Source organism: Faecalicatena contorta (assembly GCF_001404335.1).
Classification (GTDB): domain Bacteria; phylum Bacillota; class Clostridia; order Lachnospirales; family Lachnospiraceae; genus Faecalicatena; species Faecalicatena contortus_B.
In genome coordinates this window covers 49,151-72,514 of the sequence record NZ_CYZU01000006.1, presented here as the reverse complement: position 1 = coordinate 72,514, position 23,364 = coordinate 49,151, and the positions used below count along the sequence as shown (strand labels likewise).

General features: G+C 44.4%; 23 protein-coding genes and 1 pseudogene. 23 read left to right on the top strand and 1 reads right to left on the bottom strand.

The genetic code is table 11. From position 1 onward, the window contains the following. Positions 1-57: 57 nt before the first annotated feature. From ARB69_RS04605 to ARB69_RS04550, 14 genes are all read left to right on the top strand, one after another. Positions 58-1,014 (top strand): helix-turn-helix domain-containing protein, encoded by a 957-nt coding sequence (locus ARB69_RS04605; RefSeq protein ID WP_055151493.1) that lies wholly within the window; start codon positions 58-60, stop codon positions 1,012-1,014. A 126-nt stretch (positions 1,015-1,140) separates the two neighbouring features. Next, positions 1,141-1,752 carry an MptD family putative ECF transporter S component gene (locus ARB69_RS04600; RefSeq protein ID WP_055151428.1) on the top strand — a complete coding sequence of 204 codons (612 nt, stop codon included), beginning with the start codon at positions 1,141-1,143 and terminating at the stop codon, positions 1,750-1,752. Further along, complete coding sequence (locus tag ARB69_RS04595) at positions 1,749-2,450, top strand: energy-coupling factor transporter transmembrane component T family protein (RefSeq protein ID WP_004611453.1); 702 nt, start codon at positions 1,749-1,751, stop codon at positions 2,448-2,450. The genes ARB69_RS04600 and ARB69_RS04595 overlap by 4 nt, the downstream gene beginning before the upstream one ends. A 10-nt stretch (positions 2,451-2,460) precedes the next feature. Continuing rightward, positions 2,461-3,939 carry an ABC transporter ATP-binding protein gene (locus ARB69_RS04590; RefSeq protein ID WP_004611452.1) on the top strand — a complete coding sequence of 493 codons (1,479 nt, stop codon included), beginning with the start codon at positions 2,461-2,463 and terminating at the stop codon, positions 3,937-3,939. A gap of 2 nt (positions 3,940-3,941) precedes the next feature. Then, complete coding sequence (locus ARB69_RS04585) at positions 3,942-5,768, top strand: ABC transporter ATP-binding protein (protein WP_055151425.1); 1,827 nt, start codon at positions 3,942-3,944, stop codon at positions 5,766-5,768. After that, positions 5,761-7,494 carry an ABC transporter ATP-binding protein gene (locus ARB69_RS04580; protein WP_055151422.1) on the top strand — a complete coding sequence of 578 codons (1,734 nt, stop codon included), beginning with the start codon at positions 5,761-5,763 and terminating at the stop codon, positions 7,492-7,494. Before ARB69_RS04585 ends, ARB69_RS04580 begins: the two co-directional genes overlap by 8 nt. Before the next feature lie 148 nt (positions 7,495-7,642). Further along, positions 7,643-8,068 (top strand): metal-dependent transcriptional regulator, encoded by a 426-nt coding sequence (locus ARB69_RS04575; RefSeq protein WP_044986668.1) that lies wholly within the window; start codon positions 7,643-7,645, stop codon positions 8,066-8,068. 401 nt (positions 8,069-8,469) lie between these two features. Continuing rightward, entirely contained in the window at positions 8,470-8,910 is a 441-nt protein-coding gene (locus tag ARB69_RS04570; protein ID WP_003433242.1) for an ECF-type sigma factor, read from the top strand. A gap of 584 nt (positions 8,911-9,494) precedes the next feature. Then, positions 9,495-9,881 carry a type II toxin-antitoxin system PemK/MazF family toxin gene (locus ARB69_RS04565; protein ID WP_055151420.1) on the top strand — a complete coding sequence of 129 codons (387 nt, stop codon included), beginning with the start codon at positions 9,495-9,497 and terminating at the stop codon, positions 9,879-9,881. 83 nt (positions 9,882-9,964) lie between these two features. Further along, complete coding sequence (locus tag ARB69_RS27090) at positions 9,965-10,111, top strand: hypothetical protein (RefSeq protein ID WP_003433249.1); 147 nt, start codon at positions 9,965-9,967, stop codon at positions 10,109-10,111. 51 nt (positions 10,112-10,162) lie between these two features. Then, positions 10,163-11,923 carry a recombinase family protein gene (locus ARB69_RS04560; protein WP_242857532.1) on the top strand — a complete coding sequence of 587 codons (1,761 nt, stop codon included), beginning with the start codon at positions 10,163-10,165 and terminating at the stop codon, positions 11,921-11,923. Positions 11,924-11,957: 34 nt separating this feature from the next. After that, on the top strand, positions 11,958-12,140 hold the full coding sequence (locus ARB69_RS27605; protein ID WP_242857530.1) for a nucleotidyl transferase AbiEii/AbiGii toxin family protein: 183 nt from the start codon (positions 11,958-11,960) through the stop codon (positions 12,138-12,140). Further along, entirely contained in the window at positions 12,137-12,280 is a 144-nt protein-coding gene (locus tag ARB69_RS27600; protein WP_242857528.1) for a hypothetical protein, read from the top strand. Before ARB69_RS27605 ends, ARB69_RS27600 begins: the two co-directional genes overlap by 4 nt. Positions 12,281-12,436: 156 nt before the next feature. Continuing rightward, positions 12,437-13,645, top strand: coding sequence for a GNAT family N-acetyltransferase (locus tag ARB69_RS04550; RefSeq protein WP_055151417.1), 1,209 nt, complete (start codon positions 12,437-12,439; stop codon positions 13,643-13,645). Positions 13,646-13,793: 148 nt separating this feature from the next. On the opposite strand, the gene ARB69_RS04545 is transcribed toward ARB69_RS04550, so the two are convergent. Beyond that, positions 13,794-14,375, bottom strand: coding sequence for a uracil-DNA glycosylase family protein (locus ARB69_RS04545; protein ID WP_055151414.1), 582 nt, complete (start codon positions 14,373-14,375; stop codon positions 13,794-13,796). Between the two features lie 423 nt (positions 14,376-14,798). On the opposite strand from ARB69_RS04545, the gene ARB69_RS04540 reads away from it, so the two are divergent. The 9 genes and pseudogenes from ARB69_RS04540 to ARB69_RS04510 all read left to right on the top strand — a co-directional run bounded on the left by ARB69_RS04540 (position 14,799) and on the right by ARB69_RS04510 (position 23,278). Beyond that, on the top strand, positions 14,799-15,485 hold the full coding sequence (locus tag ARB69_RS04540; RefSeq protein WP_055151411.1) for a flavodoxin family protein: 687 nt from the start codon (positions 14,799-14,801) through the stop codon (positions 15,483-15,485). A gap of 71 nt (positions 15,486-15,556) precedes the next feature. Beyond that, positions 15,557-15,709 carry an NUDIX domain-containing protein gene (locus tag ARB69_RS26600; protein WP_157355614.1) on the top strand — a complete coding sequence of 51 codons (153 nt, stop codon included), beginning with the start codon at positions 15,557-15,559 and terminating at the stop codon, positions 15,707-15,709. Then, a complete protein-coding gene (locus tag ARB69_RS04535) occupies positions 15,706-16,071 on the top strand; it encodes an MmcQ/YjbR family DNA-binding protein (protein WP_050640704.1) in 366 nt (121 codons plus the stop codon). Before ARB69_RS26600 ends, ARB69_RS04535 begins: the two co-directional genes overlap by 4 nt. A 176-nt stretch (positions 16,072-16,247) precedes the next feature. Beyond that, positions 16,248-16,331 (top strand): annotated as a pseudogene (locus tag ARB69_RS28425) (helix-turn-helix transcriptional regulator); the annotation flags it as partial. Continuing rightward, positions 16,332-16,676 carry an XRE family transcriptional regulator gene (locus ARB69_RS04530; protein ID WP_420319452.1) on the top strand — a complete coding sequence of 115 codons (345 nt, stop codon included), beginning with the start codon at positions 16,332-16,334 and terminating at the stop codon, positions 16,674-16,676. 152 nt (positions 16,677-16,828) lie between these two features. Beyond that, entirely contained in the window at positions 16,829-17,317 is a 489-nt protein-coding gene (locus ARB69_RS04525) for an RNA polymerase sigma factor (RefSeq protein ID WP_050640703.1), read from the top strand. Beyond that, complete coding sequence (locus ARB69_RS04520) at positions 17,307-17,894, top strand: zf-HC2 domain-containing protein (RefSeq protein ID WP_055151408.1); 588 nt, start codon at positions 17,307-17,309, stop codon at positions 17,892-17,894. Before ARB69_RS04525 ends, ARB69_RS04520 begins: the two co-directional genes overlap by 11 nt. Before the next feature lie 149 nt (positions 17,895-18,043). Continuing rightward, positions 18,044-20,833, top strand: a complete 2,790-nt coding sequence (locus ARB69_RS04515) for a PAS domain-containing hybrid sensor histidine kinase/response regulator (protein WP_055151405.1) — start codon at positions 18,044-18,046, stop codon at positions 20,831-20,833. Between the two features lie 51 nt (positions 20,834-20,884). Beyond that, positions 20,885-23,278: an ATP-binding protein gene (locus ARB69_RS04510; protein WP_055151401.1), complete on the top strand. Its 2,394-nt coding sequence runs from the start codon at positions 20,885-20,887 to the stop codon at positions 23,276-23,278. The last annotated feature ends 86 nt before the right edge of the window (positions 23,279-23,364 follow it).

The window sequence follows — 23,364 nt, the reverse complement described above, 5'->3', positions numbered from 1 at the left end:
CCAAAAAAACTATTATATAATTAGTTTATATCAACTGATAGGGAGGTGGAAATGAGCATGAGTGAACTCCACAAACCAGAATGGTATGGGGAATATGCTGTAATTAAAAATAAGTATAATGATTATGTTCAAGTGGAGTATAAATGCAATGGAACAGGAAGCCTATATGACTATGATCTTTTCCCTGGTATTGACTTGATTTTTATGGATTTTAATTGTTCAGATATTTTCCATGAGCCTATTCCTAATAAGAATATCATTGAAATCCGGCATTACCAAAAAGGACGTGTTGAGTTTGAGCTAAGAAATAACAAAGTGTTCCACATGAAAGAAGGAGAATTTTGCATTAATGCTCTTGCAAATATTCCTGCGGCGTATTCCTTCCCCTTTGGATATAGTGTGGGGCTAAGCTGTGTGATCGATAAAGATTCTGTCGATGTGCAAACGCAACAAATTTTTTCTTACTACAACATTGATGTTCTAAATCTTGGGCGAGAATTGGAATTAGAAAAAAATTGGTTTTTATGTCGAACACCACAGCGATTGTTGCATATCTTCGATGAATTGTACGCCGCAAAAGGTATTGAAGGGAGAGATTACTTCCGTATTAAATTATTGGAACTCTTTTATCATATCAAACAACTGCGGATTGAAGATCAGTATGAAGCAACATATTATGCCAAGGAACAAATTGAAATTATCAAGCGAATCCGGCAACAGCTTATAGAAAACCTCGACAAAAAAATACCTATAGAAGAACTCTTACAAAGAGAGCCAATGAGCAAAGTCACATTTCAGGCTATTTTCAAACAGATTTATGGCGACACCCCCTATGCGCATATCAAAAATTACAAAATGAATCTTGCAGCTGTTTATTTGCAGGAAACAGATCAATCTATCACGCAAATAGCTGGTGAACTTGGATATTCAAATATTAGTAAGTTTGCGAGGGCTTTTCAAGAAGTGTTTGGAATGCTTCCAAAGGATTATCGTAAAGTAAAAAAATCAAATTAACTTTTGGGCTGTTTTGGGCGACTGTCTTTTCATTTGGAGTAGTTAGCGGATGCGAACTACTGTATAATAGCGTCGTGGTTAGTTTTAGCTAACCACGACGCTATTATATTTAAGGAGGGTTCTGGAATGGAACAAACGGTAAAGAAAAAAATAGGTGTTCGCGATGTTATGACGATTGCCGCAATGATGGTCATCAATTTCGCGATTGCAATGGTGATTGGTATGGTTACATTGCCTTTCCCGGTAGTATATTTGTACGGTTCCGCTGGAATTGATGCATTTGTCGGAGCAACTTTTTATTTGGTTGCGGCAAATCGCATTAACAAACACGGATTGTTGTTTGCTTGGGCTGCAGTTTATGGACTAATCCAAGGTGTTATGGGTTATATGTTCTTGGTTCCCTATTTCTTGATTGTAGCCCTCATTGCCGAGTTATGCATGGTTGGCAAGAATACATACCGAAGCGCAGTTCGCAACCGAATTGGCTGGATGGTCAACTCAATCGGAAATTTTGTAGGCTGTGCCGTACCGCTGTGGTGGTCTTGGGACAGCTATCAGGAAATGGCAGCAAGCAGCGGTTTTGATGCAAATACCTTGAATATGCAGCTCTCTATGGTGACTTCTCCGGCGCTGATGCTTCTGGGTGTTGTCATTACTGCGGTTCTTGCAATTCTTGGTACATTGTTCGGCCAGCGGTTGCTCAGAAAGCATTTCCAAAAAGCAGGTATTGTAGGATGATGGTCGGAGAAAAAAAGCAAAAACGCATTGACCAGATCGATGGGCGCACAGTTCTTTTCCTTACGCTGTGCGCCTGCATCGTGACCTTTCTTACAACAAGTTTTTTAGGGCATGGTTGTTTTAGCTTTTTGATCTTTTTAATCCTCTGCTGGTTCGGCTTATATAAACAGGCTCTGGGATGCTTTGCGGTCTATTTAGTGGCGATTGTATGGCTGATGATCGAGACAAAATATCAGATCAGCATCCCCTCTCCGCTACTACTCAGCATGATTTACAAGCTGTTGCTTCCCGCTATGCCAGCTTATCTTCTGGCTAAAATCCCGTCCGGGAAACTGACAGCCAGCCTGCGAAAAATGCCGATTCCTACCCGTATCATGCTTGTATTGATTGTCATGCTCCGGTTTGCTCCTACTGTGCTACATGAATTTGGAGAAGTCAGGGAGGCCATGAAAATTCGTGGTTTCTTAAAATCGGTTGGCAATGTTTTGAAACACCCAATGGACACATTGGAATATGCCATTGTCCCGATGGTATTTCGCTCCTTAAAGATCGCGGACGAGTTAGCCGCTTCTGCCATAGTCAGGGGAATTGAAAGCCCCTACAAGAAAGAAAGTTACTATGTCAGCCGGATTGCTGCGCTGGATTGCTTTTTGATTGTTGTCAGCGTGGGAGCTACTATGTGCTGCTGTCTTTTATAGGAGGAATGGAATGGGAAAAGAAATAATGATCCGTGACCTGACCTTTTCCTATGGCGGGAACGGAAATCAACTGGAACATATATCGTTAGACATTGCTGCCGGAGAAGTCATTGTTATGACCGGCCCATCAGGAAGTGGAAAAAGCTCTTTGACAAGAGTGATTAACGGACTGATCCCCTATTTTTACGAGGGGGAATTAAGCGGGGATGTTTTTGTGGACGGGAAACCGCTGAAAGAAATTCCGTCCTGGGAGCGCGGCAAAATCGTAGGGAATGTATTCCAAGACCCCAGGAGCCAGTTTTTTGCCAATGAGGTTGCCGGTGAGGTTGCTTTCGGCTGTGAAAACTACGGTTATTCCCATGAGGAAATTCGGAACCATGTTCACCGGGCGGCGGCGGACATTAAGATTCAAAACATTCTGGATCATAGCCTGCACAGCCTGTCCTATGGAATGCGCCAGAAGGTTGCGATTGCATCGGCAGAGGCGATAGACCCGGAAATCTATGTAATGGATGAACCGTCTGCCAATCTGGATATTGCATCTACTTATCGCTTTGCGGACATTATCTGCGATTTGAAACAGCAGGGAAAAACCATTATCATAGCAGAACACCGGCTTTATTATCTGATGGATCTGGCAGACCGCTTCCTGTGTGTGCAGAAAGGAAAAATTGTGCGTGAATTTACCGCACAACAAATGAAAGCTCTGACTAATAAGGAAATCCAGGCATTGGGACTTCGCACTCCTGACCTGCATCAGATTGAGCAGACGGAAATCCCGTCTGCGGCAACCGGCGAGGTTGTCCTGAAAGTGAAAAAACTGAACCACTCTTTTGGTGAAACAATTGTAGCTAAGGATATTGACTTTCAATGCCGTAAGGGAGAAGTGATTGCCCTGATCGGCCCCAACGGAACGGGCAAAAGCACCATAGGGCGAATCTTGGCAGGGCTTTTGAAAGAGAAATCCGGCGAAGTCGTTTTATTCGGAAAGCATTGCAGACCCAAAGACCGCTTGGGAAAGGTCTGGTACATTCCCCAGGATTTAGACAGCCAGCTATTCGGTGAGGATTTGCTGGACGAACTGACTACTGGCTCAGAGGCCAGCCCGGAGCGGAAGCAAGCGGCAGAAGAAATTCTGGAAGCCCTGGAACTGACGCCGTTCATCAAACAGCATCCCTCTACGCTGTCAGGAGGGCAAAAGCAGAGGCTGGCTCTTGGCGTAGCTCTGATACACGAAGCACCTATTATCATACTTGACGAACCTACAAGTGGGCTGGACGGCACGAATATGCGGAATGTCAGCCGGATGATCCGCAAACTGGCGAAGATGGGGCGCACCATTATCGTCATTACCCATGACGCAGAGTGTGCGCTTGCCTGTTGCGAGCGGGCAATGCGCCTTGAAAACGGATATATTACTGATGATTTTCAAATCAGAGGAGCAGAGCTTCTTTTGAAAAAAATTGGGTATGACCAAAAGGAGGGTTAGGAATGACACAGCAAAATGAGAAACAGCCGAAGGCAAAGACTGGACTGGCGCGTTGCCTGGAATTAGCTTCGGGTCATAAATGGCTTTTGTTTCTATCAGGGTTTCTGGCTGCGCTGGCAGCAATTTGTTCTTTTGCACCTTATTTATCAATTTATTACATCGTTCGGGAAATCCTGTTTGTTTACCCGGATATGTCGCTCTTGAATGTTTCTGCAATCTCAACCTGGGGCTGGCTTGCCCTGGCTGGTATTTTGGGGAACATCGTATTTTACTTTTTTGCCTTACTGTGTTCCCACATTGCAGCGTTTGGAACGCTTTATGAATTGAAGGTGGCCTTTGCCGACCACATTATGCATATTCCGCTTGGGTATCATCTGACCTTGGGCAGCGGCAAACTGAGAAAAATCATGGACGAAAACATTGAAAGCGTTGAGAAATTTATTGCTCACCAGCTCCCGGATTTTGTCGCCTCTTTGGTCGCACCGCTTGTTCTGGTCATTATTCTTCTTGGGATTGACTGGCGGTATGGTGTGGTTTGTCTGGTTGGTATTGTTCTGGCCTTCATCGTTCAGTTTGCAGGATTCAACGGTGAAGCAAAGGAAAAAATGCACCGTTTTCAGACCGCCCAGGAGAACATGAACAGCGCCTCTGTGGAATATGTGCGCGGTATGCCGGAGATCAAAGCATTTAATCAGACCGCAGATTCTTTTAAGCGGTTGAGCAAATCTATTAAGGACTATACCTCTTTCGTGCTGGAGTACGCATTGGGCTGGCAAAACTGTATGCCTGCATTTACCACAATCATCAACAATATTTATCTGTTTTTAATTCCGGTAGGTGTTCTGATCGGGATGCATACTACGGATTTCAGAGAGTATTCGTTGACATTCATTTTCTACCTGATTATTGTACATGCGATTTCCGGTATCCTGAATAAGATCATGTTTATCTCGGAGTCCTTTACGCAGATTGACGGCAATGTAGAGCGCATGGATGAAATCTTGCGTATCCCGGTTCTGCCGGAAAAGAATACAAAGGCTGTTATACAAAACTATGACATTGCTTTTCAGGATGTCAGCTTTTCCTATGAAACTGATTCCCAAGTCAAGGCCCTGGCTCATGTCTCTTTCCTTGCGCCTCATGGCAAGGTAACAGCCGTTGTCGGCCCTTCCGGTGGCGGTAAAAGTACCATAGCCAACCTAATCTCCCGATTTTATGATGTGACGGACGGAAGTATTCAAATCGGTGGTGTTGACATTCGGGATATTCCGCTGGATGCGCTGATGGATAAGGTCAGCTTTGTATTTCAGGATACATTCCTCTTTAAGCAGAGCATCCTGGATAACATCCGCATGGGAAATCCAGATGCTACGGAGGAACAGGTGATTGCGGCGGCAAAGGCGGCAAGATGCCACGAATTTATCGAGCAACTTCCAAACGGTTATCAGACTGTGATTGGAAGCACCGGCGTTCATCTCTCAGGTGGTGAACGCCAACGGATTGCCATTGCAAGGGCTATCGTAAAGGATGCCCCTATCATCGTACTGGACGAGGCAACCGCATTCAGCGACCCGGAAAATGAGTACCTGATTCAAAAAGCCTTTGAAAAGCTAATCCAGAATAAAACGGTTGTAATGATTGCCCATCGTCTGTCTACGATTCGCAACGCTGACCAGATCCTTGTCATGGAAAAAGGACACCTGATTGAATCTGGCACCCATGACGAGTTGCTGAAGAAGGGTGGAAAATACGCGCAGATGTGGAGCAGCTATACGGAGTCGATCAACTGGAAAATCAGTACAAGGAAAGGCGGTGTGATCTATGAGTAAGCTGAAAGAAAAGTTAATGCTATCGGAGAAAGGCTACTCCGACTTAAAAAAAGCAATTACAGCCTGCACAATAACCAATATTGCACTGCTACTTCCTTCAATGGTAGCCTGCCTACTTTTTTGGGAACTGCTGAAACCGTTCACCGGAGAAGCAATTTCATGGGACGCACTGTGGAAGCTGCTGGGACTGGGAGTGGTTGCGGCTATTCTGGTATTCCTGGCTGCAAAAAATGATTATAGAAAAACCTACATTGCTTCTTATAAAGAGGCCAGCACGACCAGACTTCGGATCGCAGAACATCTTCGCAAGCTCCCCATGAGCTTCTTTAACACAAAAGATTTATCTGATATTACCACAAACATGATGGCGGATTGCAGCAGCATGGAATCCATGCTCAGCAGTACCATTCCGCCGCTGATCGCAAATATTATCTCTGTCACCCTGACCTGCATTTGTCTGGCATTTTTTGACTGGAGAATGGCCCTTGCGATTTTCTGTACGATGCCGGTCACATTTCTTATCATCTGGTGCAGACGCAAGCTGCAACTCCGTCTGTTTGATAAACAGGTGGATGTGAAGTTGGAGGCGTCCAGCCAGATTCAGGAATACCTGGAAGGTATCAAAATTATTAAATCCTGCGGCCTTAGCGGTTCCCGTTTCTCCACGCTGGACAAAGCACTCCAAGCCATGAGAAAAATCGCCATCAGGGTGGAACTGGCCTCTGGTATTCTGGTTCAGGGAGCCAGCCTGGTTCTGCAAGCAGGTCTTGGTATCACCATTTTTATTGGAACGGTACTGATAACTGGCGGTCAAATTGAACTGCTTCCTTTGCTGGTGCTGTTCATGTTCTCCACGCAGATTTACGGCCCAATCCTTGCCATCCTTTCGCAGTTAACCTCTCTGTTTCATTTGGGGACTGTTACCAACCGTATGCGTACCCTGCTGACCACCCCTGTTATGGAGGGCGAAGATAAGGATATGGCTAACTATGACATTGAATTGAAAAATGTCACTTTCGGATATAACCGGGACGATGTTATCAAGGATGTATCTTTTTCTATTCCAACTGGCAGCGTAACAGCCCTAGTAGGGCCTTCCGGTAGCGGCAAAAGCACAATTTCCAAACTCATTGCCCGCTTTTGGGATGTAAGAAAAGGTCAGATTTCCATTGGTGGTATGGATGTCCGCACCATTGAACCGGAACACCTGATGCGCTGTATGTCCTTTGTATTTCAGGATGTGACCTTGTTCAACGACACTGTTTTTAATAACATCCGCGTAGGCAACATGAACGCTACCGAAGAGCAGGTCATGGCGGCGGCAAAGGCAGCGTACTGTAACGAATTTATCCAGCGATTGCCGGATGGTTATCAGACTATCTTGGGGGAGAACGGCAGCACTCTTTCTGGAGGAGAACGTCAGCGAATCTCCATTGCCCGCGCTCTGCTGAAAGATGCCCCGATTATTCTTCTTGATGAAGCAACAGCATCTCTTGACCCGGAGAACGAGGTTTTAATCCAGCGGGCCATTGCAAAGCTGGTGGAGGGTAAGACGGTCATTATGATTGCTCACCGGCTCCGTACTGTGGTGGATGCCGACCAGATCATCGTTTTGAAAGATGGTAAACTGGTCGAGCAAGGAACGCATGGAGAATTGATGAAAAAGAAAGGGCTGTATGAAAAGTTGTATCATATTCAGCAGGAAAGCCTTGGATGGACTGTGTAATTGGTATATGCAGGAGCATAACACTGGGAGTATTTGGAAATCATCTGCTAGCAAGAAGAAAGGGGGGCGCACATGGATGTTTTCATTGGTTATTCGTGAAGCATGGGAAGAATTGCAAAAAAAACAGACGAAGGAAAGCAAAGAGTTTATGAAGCCCGTAATAACTCCGTCCGGGGAGGACTATCTGGAAACCATCCTTGTTCTCCATAAGAAAATGGGTATGGTGCGCTCCGTAGATGTTGCCCGGCACATGGGAGTGTCAAAACCGAGTGTTTGTGTGGCGGTCAACACCCTGAAAGACGGCGGCTTTCTCATAATGGATGAAGATCACCTTCTCCATTTGACCGATGTGGGCCGGGAGGTTGCCGAAAAGATTTATGAGCGCCATTGCTTCTTTACGGAACAGCTTATCGCAGCAGGTGTTGATCCTGAAACCGCAGAAGTCGATGCCTGCCGGATAGAACATGTAATCAGTAATGAAAGCTTTGAACGGTTGAAAAAGGCTGCCTTTAGAAATCAGGAAAACGAGATTTCTGCCCTGTCAAAAGAGATAAAGGATAAGCCCACCGAATAAAAAAAACGGTGTTTCGGTGGGCGGCTTCATCATGCCTTATTACACATCTTCCCTCTGAACCCGTTTTGGGTTTGGAGGGATTTTTTATGTGCTGGTCTGCTTCAGACGCCCCGCTGCTTATTCAAAGCAGCAACTACCTACATAATTTCATATAGGAATGAGGATAGCCTCTCAAAAAAATCTTCTTCTGTTGGTGGCACGCTCACGCCCCTAATATAGAAGTTTTAGTTCTACAACATAGCTCTTATTTTTCTTACTGCCGCAAAGGTTTAACAGCCTTTGCGGTTTTTTGTTTGTCGATATTTGTCGGGAAAAGGGATAAGCCTTCTTCCGGTATCGGCTGCCGTTCTCCGCCCTTTCCAATCTGAGATTTCAAACAAATCAGATTGGAGGTAAGGAAAATGGCATATAACCATGGAAAAGCAGAGCGCAAATGGAAGCTCTGGAAAGAGAAAGAAGAAAAGATTTTAAGAGACAGCGGTGTTTCTGAAGATATGATTGAAGCAATCCGTCTCTATGACCGTCAGGCATTTAATTCAGACAGACGCTATTATGAGCGTGTGCAGGAAACAGGTACATATCTGGATACCGTAGCAGCATCCAACGATCAGGCAGAACCGAAAACAGTACAAGATTTTTTGGATCATATTGAAAATCAGGAATTGTATCATGTACTGATCACTGTGGACAGGCTTACCCTGCAGATCGTTCTGATGAAGATCCAGGGGTATAGCACCCATGAAATCGCCAGGTATCTGAAGATTACCGAAAAGGCGGTTTACAGACGCATGGACAGGTTAAAAGAAAAAATCAAAAAATATTTTAACGTGAGGGGAAATTGATAGGTTCCCATTGGCGACAGGGTGAGAGGACGAAATCCTCCACCCTGTTTTCCTTTGTGTGGCAAAAACAGGATTGTTCCTTGACAACCGAATAGTCATTCGCCAAATACTTCCTCTTTGTGATTGTGATGAGCATAAGCGTGCGGAGCAGTACGCCAAGACCTGCCGACAAGCAAATAGCGATGAAAGGTGGTGAGCGAGCCTATACTGACTCCAAATATCGGGTAGCCCCCGGTTTCGCCATAACCCACAAAGAGCATAATGGTACTCCCGTCCAGTCACAGTCCGAGCGGTATCCAATCCGCCGCAGGCAATGAGGGCGGCTCTGGCAGACCGTCAGTTGGGGTGAAACTCCCGTGGAGTCAGTTCGCTGCTGACCGTTTGGCGACTTCCCTGCGCTTTTTCGTATTTGCATTTCGGGGTGTCGAGGACAAATAGAAATGCCATGATCATAAAGCCAGACACAAGGTTATCAATGAGAACAGAGCTTTGTTTTATATGCTCCAGACCTCAAAAAGCCTTTTGCCTGGCTTATTACATAGACAGAATTATTATTTGTCGAATATAGATTGGAGGTTATAAAGATGGAAAAAACATATAGACGTGGTCAAATATATTACGCCGACTTAAATCCTGTGATTGGTTCAGAACAGGGCGGGATAAGACCTGTACTTATTATCTCTAATGATATAGGCAACAGATATAGTCCTACTGTAATCGTTGCAGCAATCACAAGTCGGGCAAGAGGAAAGACAAAATTACCCACACACATTCCTACTGAAAATTTCGATGGTCTGGAAAAAAATTCAATCATCCTTCTTGAACAAATACGAACGATTGATAAGCAAAGATTAAAAAGTTATTTGGGAATTATCCCGGAAAATATAATGGCAAGAGTTGATACAGCTCTTGCCATTAGTATTTCGCTTCGCATTTGTTCGGATAGAAAATGTACAATCAGAAAGAAATAACGGTAATCGCACATTGGTAATATCAAGATTGTATTTTTATAATTTGAGCATACAGTCGCTTTGGATATAGCGGAGGTATTTGAATGGAAGATGTAAAACAAAATGCGGAACAATTATTTTCTAATTCAGAAAATGAACAAGAAGCGTTTGAGGTTTTTATTAAAGCAATGACACAGATCATTGAAAAATATGGAAAGATTGTTTTGCATGAGTTAGATTATGCTGCGTAAATTTGCGCAGCTTTACATATCACATTTTCCTGAATTTTCGGAGGTGGAAAGATGAATAGAGAAGGAAAAAAATGTGTTTTGTATCCAAGAGTAAGTACTGAGATGCAGGTTGATGGATATAGTCTTGAAGGACAGAAAAACAGTTTAAAGCGGTTTGCGGATCGTGAAGAAATGGAGATTGTGGGTATTTATGAGGATGCAGGGAAATCTGGAAAATCTATCGAAGGACGGCCAGCATTTAAGAAAATGCTTTCCGATATAAAGTATGGATTGGAAATTGATTATATTCTGGTATATAAACTTTCTCGTTTTGGTAGAAATGCAGCGGATATTCTAAACTCTTTGGAATTTGTACAATCTTATGGGATAAACCTTATCTGCATAGAAGAAGGAATCGACTCATCACAAACCAGTGGCAAACTTTTGATTTCTGTCCTTTCGGCTGTGGCTGAAATAGAGAGAGAAAATATTATAGAGCAGACGATGAACGGACGAAGAGAAAAGGCAAGACAAGGCGGTTGGAATGGAGGATTCGCTCCGTATGGATATTATCTGAAAGATAATAAGCTCCTAATTCAAGAAACTGAGGCAGAAGCCATAAGAATTATATATGATAAATTTGGTAATTCAGATATTGGACTTGGTGGGATTGCAAAATACCTGAATCTTCAAGGAATCAAAAAGATACCTCGTCAAAATGGTAAATTAGAAACATGGAGCAGTCATTTTATACGTTTAATATTAGATAATCCTGTTTACTGCGGTAAAATTGCTTATGGAAGAAGGACACGAGAAAAGGTTAAAGGAACGAAGAATGAATATAAACAAGTTCATACAGATGATTATATTTTAGAGGATGGGCAACACGAAGCTATTATCAGTGAAGAACTTTGGCAAAAAGTTCATGCGAAACGATTGGCAACAGGAGTTAAGCAACCATCAAAAATCGGAAAAGATAGAGCGCACCTTTTAACCGGCCTATTAAAATGTCCGATTTGTGGAAGCTCAATGTATACCAATAAACATGCATGGACAAACAAAGATGGCACATATAAAGAAGTTTACTATTATATATGTGGAAGAAATAAGCAGGAGAGGGGCCATCATTGTGATTACAAAGCTTCATTGAGAAAAACAGAAATAGAGCCTTTGGTAATTGAAGCAGTGAAAGAATTGGTCAGCGACAAATACTTTGCCCAGGAAATTGAAAAACGAATTGGTGCACAGACAGATACTTCTATGATTGATAAAGAGCTTGCTAATTATGAGAGAAAGTTAAAAGAAGTTGACCTAAACAAGGCACGGTTGGAGCGAGAGATTGATAATTTACCAATTGATGCTCGTTATAGAGAAAGAAAACTTCACGATATGATATTACGTCTTGATGGACTGTATGATACGATTGTGGAGCTGGAAGAACGAATCGAGGATGCAAAACTTAGGAGAAATTCCATTGAGATGGAGGCAATCACTCTGGACAACATTTACAAAATCATGCTTAATTTCGGAAAACTCTATGATATAATAAGTGATGAAGAAAAGAAGAGTATAATTACTTATCTTATAAAGGAAGTTCAAATTTATCCGCATGGTGAATCGGAAATGCCGTTAAAGTCTATTGAGTTTAACTTTCCGATATATCGTGATGGTAAAGAAGTAAGGAAGATTTTGTGGGAATCTGGTAATACCGTTGAGACGGTTGCGCTCTTAACCCGTAAAAAGGATGTGGAGAGAATCGACATTGAGATGACTATGGACAAGGAAGATGTGACGGAAAAAACTATAATACAACACATTACAATCTTGGTTTGACGCAATTTCGCAACGCTTTGAACTGACAGGCAGAATGAAAGATTTTTACGATATCTATTATCTTTCAAGAACATACCACTTTGATGGGGCAAAATTGCAAGCTGCTCTTTTTGAAACTTTGCAGCGGCGTGGTACTTCATACGATAAAGATAGTTTTAAACGAATTGTTGTACTTGCTGGCGATGCGGATATGAAAAAGCGTTGGAAATTTTTTTGAAAACAATAAAAGATGATATGCTTGAGTTTTTGGTTGTAATTGCAGAAATTCAGACTTTCCTTGAACCTGTATTTGAGGCGATAGTGAATGAAGAAGAATGGCAGAGTAGTTGGAATGCTTCAGTAATGAGCTGGAGGTGAGAGTATATGTTATCACTTGTTGAGTTAAATAAACCGCAGATAGACCTTGAGTTGTATGGGACAGATAGGACAATTCAAGACAAAGATTATTGAAGTGACTATATTTCCTAATACAACTTACAATATGAATATCTAATCAAGAAAATGGAGAAGAATATGTTACCTAACACAGAATATGATATACGTTATCTAAAAACAAATGATCTGGAACAGTATAACTCGCTTTTGCGCTATGCCTTTCAAATCACGGAACAAGACCTTTCGATTTATGGATGGCGCGGCGATGAAATCAAGCAGTCTAAGTTTCCAATTTTGGAGCGTGCCGATGTATTGGGGTGTTTTGATCACGATACGCTGGTTTCGCAGATTGCGGTATACCCGCTGAAAATGAATATTTACAGCGCTGTTTATCCGATTGGATTTGTTACCAGTGTATGTACCTATCCGGAATATACCGGAAATGGCATTATGAAGCGTCTGATGCTGCAGAGTCTTGAGCATATGCGTCAGAAGAAACAGCCCCTGGCTCTTCTGTTCCCGTATTCGATTCCACTGTACCGGAAAATGGGATGGGAGATTATTTCCAACAAAATTACATACTCCGTGAAAGACCGTCAAATTCCTACAAAAGCGTCTGCACCGGGATATGTACGCCGAGTTGACTGGGAGAATGAGGATTTTCGCAATCTGCATGCGCAGTTTGCAGCCGCAACACATGGCTGCCTATTCCGAAATGCACTTGCGTGGGAGGAATACTGGCGTTGGGATGAAGATGATACTGTTGTTGCGGTCTATTATGATGTGAACGGGAAATCCTGCGGTTACATGGTGTATCTTATCAAAGATGATATGATGCACATCAAAGAGATGATTTATTTAACCAGAGAAGCCCACGAGGGATTATGGGAATACATACGGGCACACGATTCAATGATTGATGAAGTGCGGGGGAGTTCCTATTACAATGATCCCATCGCGTTTGAGTTAGAGGACGGTGATATCCGGGAAACCATTCGTCCTTACATCATGGGACGTATCGTGGATGTTGAACAGTTCTTCCAGAAGTATCATTGTGATTCCTCTGCGGATAATATTTGTATTTCTTTTGAAGTTGAGGATAAATTCCTGTCATGGAATAACAAAACGTTTTCCGTTCGCTTCCACAAGGGAGAATGCTCACTGACAAAGGCACAGACGCGCCATCAAGTAAAACTGTCCATCGCCACATTGACTACAATGCTGTTAGGATATAAAACGGCCGCAAAGCTACACCGAATGGGCAGAATGAAAGCAGATGAACAGACCATACATTTACTAGATGATGTTTTATTGCATGAAACACCGTATATTTCGGACTATATTTGATGAATACAACAAAAAGAAATAGCATCCCCATCCTAGATAGTAAACGGTCAAGAAGATTCGAGCAAACGTCTTAGATTTATATTCAAAGGGAGGACTTAGGGAAAAACAGACGTACCCGTAAATTACCATAAAGCCCTCCCTGTTTAATTTATTCCATCTCCAGCACTCGATGAACAATTGCTCTAATCTCTGGCATTCTATCCCGTTCAAATTCCGGATGATCTTTAAACCATTTCACATTCAGCGGTGAAGGATGTGGCAGAATATATGCTGGTTTTCCATTAATCCGATGATCCCGAAATATATTTTCCGTAAAATTACCCTTCGGGAAAAAATAATCTGCTGCGTATTTTCCAATTAATATATAGATCTGATTATCAACTAATGTCAATTCTTGCTGCAGCCACTTCCTGGCACAGTCCTGCGGTGGTCTTCGATCACCTCCTCCCGGGTTCTTACCCGGATAGCAATGGGCTGTTGAAGTAATATAAAAATTTTTCGGATCATAAAACACGGCATCTTCTATTTGGTACCATTTCTCCCGCAAACGCCTGCCACTCAGATCATTAAAGGGCTTACCGGTTTCATGCACAAGCAGCGAGGGAGCCTGGCTAATCTGCATAATCTTCGAATCCGCACAGCCGTTAAAAATTGGACGCGGTTCGTAACCAAACAATTCACGGCAATCCCTGCATCCCAATACGCCTTCTCTCAATTCTTCCATATTCATGAATCGAACCTCCTATTATTCATGAGTATTGTAACAGCTCAGACAGCCCTGAACTGATACGCATTCAGCCCATCGAAATTCGTCTGCTGCGAAGGGTGCTGTGCGCCAGCGGCGCACGTTTAGCACGGACCGAAGCGGAGCGGTGACAGGATGCCTGCCCCAACCAACTTTTCGTACGGTCTGTTACTGAGTATTGCCATAATCATATCATACTATGATTGGATTTCTTTCCTTTTTGGCATGATAGAGTTATAATAACTTACAAGAGAGTGTTTTTCCGCGAGATATGCATCTGAACTGTAACTAAAGTTTTGAACTCCTGATCTGCCGGATTCTTATCTGCAGGCCTTTAGAATCCTAATTCCCAGGGAAAACGAGTTTATGCGGCTGTGGCATTGCCATACTAGAATGGAGGGTTAAAAGGTGAAAATAACGATTATACACGGACAGAGTCATAGAGGTTCGACGTATCATATTGCAAAAATGCTTGCAGAAAAGCTGCAGGGAGAGATTACAGAATTCTTCCTGCCGAGAGATTTCGGCTCCTTATGTACAGGTTGTACAAACTGTTTTGCGAAATCTGAAACATTATGCCCTCATTACGAAAAACTGAAACCCATTACGGAAGCCATAGATAACGCAGATGTAATCATTCTGGCAAGCCCGGTATATGTATATCATGTAACAGGTGCAATGAAAGTATTTTTAGACCATTATGGTTATCGATGGCTGGTGCATCGCCCGGAAGCAAGCATGTTCCGTAAGCAGGCCGTCTGCATTTCAACGGCCGCAGGCGGAGGTATGAAGAGTACGAATAAGGATATGGCAGATAGTACATTTTATTGGGGTGTTGCAAAAACTTATAAATACGGGGTGGGCGTGAGGGAAGTATCATGGAATAGAGTGAATGATAAAATAAAAAACAGTATAGAGAAAAAAACCACATCTTTGGCAAGAAGAATAAGAAAAAATTATGGTAGTTTAAAACCATCTATAAAAACAAAGGCATTTTTTAGTGTCATGCGATTGGTACAAAAAAATGGCTGGAATGAAACAGACTCAAGGTATTGGCATGAAAAAGGATGGATAGGGAAAAAACGTCCGTGGTAAAAGTAAACGATTAAGTGTTAAAGAAGAGTAGAATAAAGTTATTTATATGTAATAAGCATGAGGGGATGAATATGCGTAGAATTATAGCAGCAGCCATCGTAAAAGAAAATAAGGTTTTAATAGCGAAGCGTAAATACGGAACCCTGGCAGGATATTGGGAGTTTCCAGGAGGAAAAGTAGAAGATGATGAAACAGATAAAGAATGCTTAGAGGAAACCATATGACAGAAAAAAAAGAAGCCATCGCCTTCTGCCTGATCCTGCCCAATGTTTTTGAGGACTACCCTTTTCAAGACCAGAACTGGTGTGTAATCAGGCATCGCAGCAATAAGAAGGTATTTGCATGGATATTTAACAGAAACGGACATGTGTGGATAAATGTAAAATGCAGTCCTGAGTGGAGAGACTTCTGGCGGCAGGCATTTGTTTCGGTTCAGCCGGCCTATCATCTGAACAAAGAACATTGGAACTCAATCATATTGGACGGAACAGTACCAGAAGAAGAGATACAGAGGATGATTTGCGAGAGTTATGATTTGACCGCGCCAAAAGTACGCGCAAAAAAAGGGAAAAGAAAGATTTCCTGAATATGAGAGGCTTTCTTTCAATTGCCAGTCCGATGCCCGTACCGGTTGCGCAGATATACAGCGCAGCCGCTGGAATGCAACTGACGGATCGGGTATTGTTGAGGCAGAAAAAAGAAAGGAAGGAAACAAACATGGAAATATCAGAAAAAATTTTACATTTAAGATAAGCAAATAGTCTGACGCAGGAGGAACTCGCAGAAAAACTAAATGTATCGAGGCAATCTGTCTCTAAATGGGAATCAGGACAGACAATTCCGGAGTTGGAAAAACTGATAGCTCTCAGTGAGGTTTTTCAAGTTACAACAGACTATCTGCTGAAACCCTCTGAATTGGATGAGCTATCTATAAAGACTGAGATACTGGAAAAGAAGCAGCAGGAGCTGGAGCTGGAAAGTAAGAAGAGAAGGGATTCACAGATCTGTATATTTAGCTGTGCCGGTGTCTATCTGGCAGCAATCGCGGCGGTGATATTACTTCATAATATATCCCAGGTGAATGATGATTTATGGAATATTCTTCCGGGGATTACTTTACCGTTAATTGCGTTCCTGATTGCAACGGCAATTTCCGGCTGGATCTGTGTCAGACATAAAAAGAGAGTCTGATAAGCAGATGCCAAGGCTGTTTATTAATAAAAATCAAGACACATCCACAAGGCTGTTGCCGCTCTTATGCCGCAACAGCCTTTTTACAAAAATAATGAAAAAAGCCGTAACGAAAATCATTTCACAGGCACTTATAGGCAAGGAGGTGGAACATGAATGATATGGAGCAGATTTATAAGAAGTATATGCCGCAGGTATATAAATTTCTGTTCAGTCTTTGCCATGATGCCCATTTGACCGAAGAACTGACACAGGAAACCTTTTATCAGGCCATGAAAACCATCGATGATTTCCGGGGAGACTGTAAGCTGTATGTGTGGCTGTGCCAGATCGCCAAACATCTCTGGTATAAGGAGCTGAAAAAGAAAGAACGGGAGAAGCCGGCAGAGATAACGGAAGAAACTGCGTCTTTTGATCACGGACCGGAAACTGCGGTCATTCAAAAAGCAGAGGTTTTGGAGCTGTATAAAAGACTACATACCTTGGAAGAGCCATTGAGGGAAGTAATGTATCTGCGGTTAAACGGTAATTTTTCTTTTAAAGAGATCGGGGAGATCCTGGGCAGAGATGAAAACTGGGCCAGAGTTACATTTTACCGCGGCAAGCAGAGGATAAGAAAGGAGCTTTATTATGAAATGTGAAATGATTCGGGATTTATTACCGTTATATATCGACGGTCTGACAAGCGAAGAGAGCAATAAGGAGATTGATAAACACCTGAAAACCTGCAGAGGGTGCAAAGAATACTATCGGGAAATGACAGGGGAAATCAGTGAAGCAGTGACTATAAGCGAGGAAGAGATCCAGGATGTGGAACTGATAAAAAAAATAAAAAGGCAGAGACAAAAAAGGATACTGGGGGTGATATCTGGTGCGGTTTTGGTATTCGCTGTGCTCACAGCTCTGCTGCTGCCGAGATTTTACAGCCACGTGAAATATGATGAGATTAAATTAAACTATGGAACCAGGGGGAATATCGCATATATAGAGCTGGAAACGAAACCAGGTTACGAAATATATTTTACGGGGACAACGAAAGAAAATGAGTCATATTTAAAAGCCTTATCGATTCGAAAAATCGGCGGGACAGAAAAAGATGTAAGCGGATGGGAAGATGAAATTGGCACGAAAGAAGATCCCTGTAAATGGACAATAGAATTTGAAGACAAGATCGTGGTTTTCGAAAATGGTGAACTGGTGGAGCAAAAGGATAAATAATCAAAAAAATAATCTGTTTCACCAGCCAAATTTTATACATGTGGATTTGGAAATCTTTAAAACCGTGTTATAATGATAGAAAACCCAGTATTTATTCTGAAAACAAAGGAAAACAAGGCCCCTGGCAAAGAGGCGGGAGGAGTTAAACGATGTCGGATCATTTTAAAAATATAGAAAAAGTTCAGGAGCTTCTGCAAGGGGCCCAGACCGGTTTGTGGGCAATTGAGCTGGATGAGGGCAAGCCGCCCAGGATGTATGCCGACAGAGCCATGCTGGAGCTTTTGGGGTTTGAACGGGAACCGTCGCCGGAGGAGTGCTATGATGTATGGTTCGGGCGAATAGACTCCGGATATTACCCCATGGTTTACGACGCCGTGGAGCGGATCAGCGCCAACGAGCGGGCCGAGGTGCAATATCCGTGGCTTCATCCCGTGTGGGGGCAGATCTATGTGCGCTGCGGAGGGGTCAGGGACTGGAGCTACAAGGACGGCGTCTGTCTCATAGGATACCATCAGAACATTACGAATACGGTGATGCTGAAGCAGGAGTATGATACTGTGATCCGCACGCTCAATGAAAACTACAGGGGAATCTATCTGTGTAACATCATAGATAAAACTTATAAATCTGTTCAAATGAACCAGCTGGATATTCATTCCGAAGTCCTTCCGGAATATGAAGGCTTTTTCCGCCGTTATGCAGAGGAGGAGGTGGCGCAGCAGAGCCGGGAGCTCTTTATGCATGCCGTTGCTGCCGATTCTATTCGCGGAAAATTGTCAGAGGGCGGAGCCGGACCCGAGGCATTTTACCGGAACAAAGAAGGGAAATGGTGCAGGGTCCGGGTGCTGCCGCTCAAAGGATATACTGCGAAATATCCCTGGGTACTTGTGACTCTGGAGGATCAGGCCGGTGAGGTGGAAAAACGGCTGAATGAGGCGGTATCCCAGGAGGCAGTGTCCCGGATGTACCGCCTGGTTGTCAGTGTGGACTTAAAGAAGACAGAGTATAATTGTGTGCACTATTCGGGAGAGATGCTTAAGCTTTCGAAGCAGGGGCAGTTTACAGAATTATACGGTCAGATCGCGCAGAGAATGCCATCCGAGGACCGGCGGGAGCTGGACCGTATTTTCCGTATAGAAAATTATCGTAAATATGGAACTCTGGAAGGGACGTTTCGTATGTTTGATTCCCATGGAGTCCTGCATTATTATGCTTATTATTCTGCCTGTATACGCAGAGATTTTGAGGAGCGCATTCTGATGACGGTGAGAAATGTGGATGACAGACAGGAGCAGCAGCGCAGGGAAGCCGTGCTGGCGAATCTCTGCAGCTGCTACTATTCCATCTATCTATTTGATCTGGAACAGAACACAGAGGAAGCAATCTGGCAGGAGGATATCATCCGGGAGAAAGAGTTCCCAAAAGGCAGAATGGATTTCTACTATGATAAATTTGTACAGAACTATGTCTGTCCGGAAGACCGGGAGAAGATGAAGAAGGCCGGAGACAAGGCGTTTCTTCAGAAGACACTGTCGGAGAAGCATCCGGTCTATGACATTGATTTCCGCAGGATCTATCCGGATGGAACAAAATGGGTGCGCTCCCGTTTTAGTATTGCAGAGATCCGGGACGGAGAAGTAACGAAGGTCGTATTTGCCAATATGGGCATTCATGAGCAGAAGCTTCAGGAGATCAGGGAAGAGGAGCTGAATCGGCAGGCGCTTATGGCAGCATATGAAAAGGCGAAGAATGCGAATGAGGCAAAGAGTAGCTTTCTGGCACAGATGTCACATGACATCAGAACCCCAATGAATGCTATTATGGGAATGACATCTATAGCGTATGGACAGTTGGAGCATCCGGATAAGGTGAAAGACAGCCTAGATAAGATCGGTTCCGCAAGCAGACATCTGCTGGAGCTGATCAATCAGATCCTGGATATGGCTAAGATCGAGAAGGGGAGTCTGGAGCTGGAGGAGGCGCCTTTTATTCTCAGCAGTATGCTGAGTGAGCTTGTATCCATTATGCGTGGGGAAGCGCAGGCAAAGAACCAGGAGATGCGGCTTGAAATATCGGATCTGGTACACGATAGTCTGATCGGGGATGCGGGGAGGCTCCGCCAGGTCCTGATGAACCTGATCAGCAATTCAGTGAAATATACCCCGGAGCACGGGAAAATACATATCACGCTGCGGGAGGTATCCTCGGGGACTCCGGGAGCAGGCAGTTTTGTCTTTACGGTGGAGGATAATGGGATTGGAATGTCCCCGGATTTCGTGGAACGCATCTTTGTTCCCTTTAACCGTGAAGACGATGTGAGGGCACGTAACATACAGGGGACCGGGCTTGGTATGCCGATTGCGCAGGAAATTATAAATGCGATGCGGGGAAATATCCAGGTAGAGAGCCAAAAAGGAAAGGGAAGCCGCTTTGTTGTTACACTTACGCTGAAGACAGCGGAATCGGAAAATGACGCACGGAAAGCTGTCCGGGAGGAAGCCGCCTGGGTTTCTAAAACAGAGGATCAGGTTCCGCCCGGTACGCTGCGGGGACAACGGCTCATGCTGGTGGAAGATAATGAACTGAACATGGAGATTGCCAAAACAATACTGGAAGAATCCGGTATGGCAGTAGACAGCGCAGAAAATGGGGAAAAGGCACTCCAAATGTTCGTGTGTTCGGAACCGGGTACCTACCAGGCGATCCTTATGGATCTGCAGATGCCGGTTATGGATGGATATACGGCGGCCAGAGAGATCAGGAAGAGCCGCCATCCTCAGGCGGCTGGGATCCCGATCATAGCGCTGACAGCCAATGCATTTGCAGAGGATATCGCAAAGGCACAGGCAGCGGGGATGGACGATCATATCCCGAAGCCGATTGATTTCAGCAGGCTTTTCGGGGTACTGGAAAAGTATGTAGGGCGGGAGCAGAATTGATTCGCTGTCAGGGGCTGAGATTGTAATAAGCAAAGAGAAGGAGGGGGAACCATGCTTGCTGATAATCTCATTCATCTATTGGATTCACTGACTGAGACAAGTATCTATGTTATAGAGGAAGAGACACATAAGTTATTATATTTTAATCAGCGGTGCCGGGAGATTGGGCGGGGCAGGGCTGTATTAGGGGCAAGATGCTGCGACGTATGGCCGGAAGTGTGTGCGAATTGCCCGCTCGATGGTCTGGGAGACAGTGGAACGAACCATATTGTCTGTTATGACCCCCTGCTTAAAACAACGGTGGACGCAACCGCAAGCCGGATCCTTTGGGACGGGCACATTCATGCAGTGGTGGTAACGGCAGCGCCGCACCGGCTGAACCTTGAGGACGAACAGGGATTAGAGAAAATCGGGCAGATGTATGTTCAGAGCCTTGTAACAGTCTTCGATGAATGTATCATAGCCAATCTGACGGCAGATTATTATGTCAACTGCCAGAAGCATATGATGTGGGGCCGCATCCCGAGGCAGGGGCATTTTGGTAAGGAAAACAACAGATATGCCAGAGCGGTGATTCATCCCGATGATATGCAGCTTTTCTCTGAGCATTTTTCCAGAGATGCCATGCTGAGGCTTTTCGGGCAGGGAAAAAAGCAGATATCGAAGCGGCTTCGCAGGAAGGTCAGCAACGGAAGCTACCATATGGTGGAGTTTACCGCCGCTAAGATCCAGAAAACAAGAGAAGAAGAATGCTGGTGTGTCCTGGTCTTCCGCGACGTGCAGGACGAATTCCTGATGGAGCAGCAGCGAGGGCTGGAGAACAGCCAGCTTGCGACCGCTGCCCAGATCGCCTATCAGATGCTGATATCGGTCAACCTCACGCAGAATACTTACCACATGCTGCAGTATGATAGAAATACGGTTCAAAAACCGGGGGAGGCCGGCTGTTTTAACGATCTGATTGAGCGGGAGCTCTCCACGGTTCATCCGGACTATCGGGAGGAGTTTTTCGGGAAATTTTCAAGGCAGTCTCTAATCGATGTTTATTCACATGGGAAACGGATTGTGACGATGGAGGTGCCCCATCTCGGGGAGGACGGGGAGTATCACTGGTACTTTACACAGGTCGTGCGGGTGGAGAGCCCATATACCGATGATTTGATCGAAATCACTCTCTCCAGAAATATTGATGAGGAACGCCGGGTGCAGAGAGAGACGCTGGAAAAGGAGCGGAGGGCCAAACAGCTGCTGGAAGATGCACTTCAGAAGGTTGAGAAGGCCAGTCAGGCCAAGAGCGATTTCCTCTCCAGGATGAGCCATGATATACGCACACCGATGAATGCGATTCTTGGTATGACCGAACTGGCCCGGCTTCATCCAGGCGAGGAGGAAAAACTGCAGGATTATCTGGAAAAGATAGACACCTCGGGGCAGCATCTGCTCAGTCTGATTAACGAGGTTCTGGACGTAAGCAAGATTGAGAGCGGTGCGGCTCAGCTGGAAGAGCATCCGTTCGATCTGCGGTCTCTGATGGAGGAGGCGGCGGAGATGATCCGCCTTTCACTGCAGCGCAGGCAGCAGGAGTTTGAACTTTGGATCGACCCGGAGCTGCATTCACAGGTGATCGGTGATGCAAGAAGAATCAAGCAGGTGCTGGTCAACATCCTTGAGAATGCGTCTAAATATACCAATAAGGGGAAGAAGATAACATTTTCTCTGGAAGAGCTAAAAAAACAAGAGCAGCAGGCAGGTACCTATCGTTTTACAATAGAAGATGCTGGTGTTGGGATGAAACCTGAGTATCTGCAGCATATTTTTGAACCATTCAGCAGGGCCGATGACAGCCGGACCAGTAAGGTTCCCGGAACCGGACTTGGTATGACGATTGTGAAGAGCCTGGTCGATATGATGAATGGTGATATCCAGGTGGAGAGCGAGTATGGGAAGGGTTCCCGCTTTGTCATTTCCCTATGCCTGAGTAAATGTGATGTTCCCGCAGCCGCCTTACAGGAAGAGCAGCCCCAATCCGAAGAATCATTTGCAGGCCTGCGGGTTTTGCTGGTGGAAGATAATGAGCTTAATATGCAGATTGCGGCAGAGATGCTGGCGGCTCTGGGCGTGCAGGTAGAGATGGCTGAGGATGGGAAGCAGGCTGTAGACGCCGTGCTTACAAAGCCCCCATTCTACTATGATTTGGTTTTTATGGATATTCAGATGCCGGTATTGAATGGTTACGATGCGGCCCGCAGAATACGGAGTTCAGGAAAAGAATGTATTGACGAACTGCCGATTATTGCAATGACGGCTAATGCATATGCAGAAGATGTAAAGCAGGCACAGATGGCAGGAATGAGCGGTCATATCGCTAAGCCTATTTCCATAGAACATCTAAGGAATGCACTCGCCAGCTGTCTGGCCTGGCGGCAGAAAAACAGCAGGGTGTGAGAACAGAAAAAGATAAGAGTGGAGCGTAAAAGAATGATCAAAGGAGGAGAACGTATATGTGGGGAGGAATCATTACACAGAAGATT

Bases quoted from the DNA above. Each gene is read 5' to 3' on its own strand.
- ARB69_RS04605 (WP_055151493.1), top strand. From the start codon at position 58: ATGAGTGAACTCCACAAACCAGAATGGTATGGGGAATATGCTGTAATT.
- ARB69_RS04600 (WP_055151428.1), top strand. From the start codon at position 1,141: ATGGAACAAACGGTAAAGAAAAAAATAGGTGTTCGCGATGTTATGACG.
- ARB69_RS04595 (WP_004611453.1), top strand. From the start codon at position 1,749: ATGATGGTCGGAGAAAAAAAGCAAAAACGCATTGACCAGATCGATGGG.
- ARB69_RS04590 (WP_004611452.1), top strand. From the start codon at position 2,461: ATGGGAAAAGAAATAATGATCCGTGACCTGACCTTTTCCTATGGCGGG.
- ARB69_RS04585 (WP_055151425.1), top strand. From the start codon at position 3,942: ATGACACAGCAAAATGAGAAACAGCCGAAGGCAAAGACTGGACTGGCG.
- ARB69_RS04580 (WP_055151422.1), top strand. From the start codon at position 5,761: ATGAGTAAGCTGAAAGAAAAGTTAATGCTATCGGAGAAAGGCTACTCC.
- ARB69_RS04575 (WP_044986668.1), top strand. From the start codon at position 7,643: ATGAAGCCCGTAATAACTCCGTCCGGGGAGGACTATCTGGAAACCATC.
- ARB69_RS04570 (WP_003433242.1), top strand. From the start codon at position 8,470: ATGGCATATAACCATGGAAAAGCAGAGCGCAAATGGAAGCTCTGGAAA.
- ARB69_RS04565 (WP_055151420.1), top strand. From the start codon at position 9,495: ATGGAAAAAACATATAGACGTGGTCAAATATATTACGCCGACTTAAAT.
- ARB69_RS27090 (WP_003433249.1), top strand. From the start codon at position 9,965: ATGGAAGATGTAAAACAAAATGCGGAACAATTATTTTCTAATTCAGAA.
- ARB69_RS04560 (WP_242857532.1), top strand. From the start codon at position 10,163: ATGAATAGAGAAGGAAAAAAATGTGTTTTGTATCCAAGAGTAAGTACT.
- ARB69_RS27605 (WP_242857530.1), top strand. From the start codon at position 11,958: ATGAAAGATTTTTACGATATCTATTATCTTTCAAGAACATACCACTTT.
- ARB69_RS04550 (WP_055151417.1), top strand. From the start codon at position 12,437: ATGTTACCTAACACAGAATATGATATACGTTATCTAAAAACAAATGAT.
- ARB69_RS04545 (WP_055151414.1), bottom strand. From the start codon at position 14,375: ATGAATATGGAAGAATTGAGAGAAGGCGTATTGGGATGCAGGGATTGC.
- ARB69_RS26600 (WP_157355614.1), top strand. From the start codon at position 15,557: ATGCGTAGAATTATAGCAGCAGCCATCGTAAAAGAAAATAAGGTTTTA.
- ARB69_RS04535 (WP_050640704.1), top strand. From the start codon at position 15,706: ATGACAGAAAAAAAAGAAGCCATCGCCTTCTGCCTGATCCTGCCCAAT.
- ARB69_RS04525 (WP_050640703.1), top strand. From the start codon at position 16,829: ATGAATGATATGGAGCAGATTTATAAGAAGTATATGCCGCAGGTATAT.
- ARB69_RS04520 (WP_055151408.1), top strand. From the start codon at position 17,307: ATGAAATGTGAAATGATTCGGGATTTATTACCGTTATATATCGACGGT.
- ARB69_RS04515 (WP_055151405.1), top strand. From the start codon at position 18,044: ATGTCGGATCATTTTAAAAATATAGAAAAAGTTCAGGAGCTTCTGCAA.
- ARB69_RS04510 (WP_055151401.1), top strand. From the start codon at position 20,885: ATGCTTGCTGATAATCTCATTCATCTATTGGATTCACTGACTGAGACA.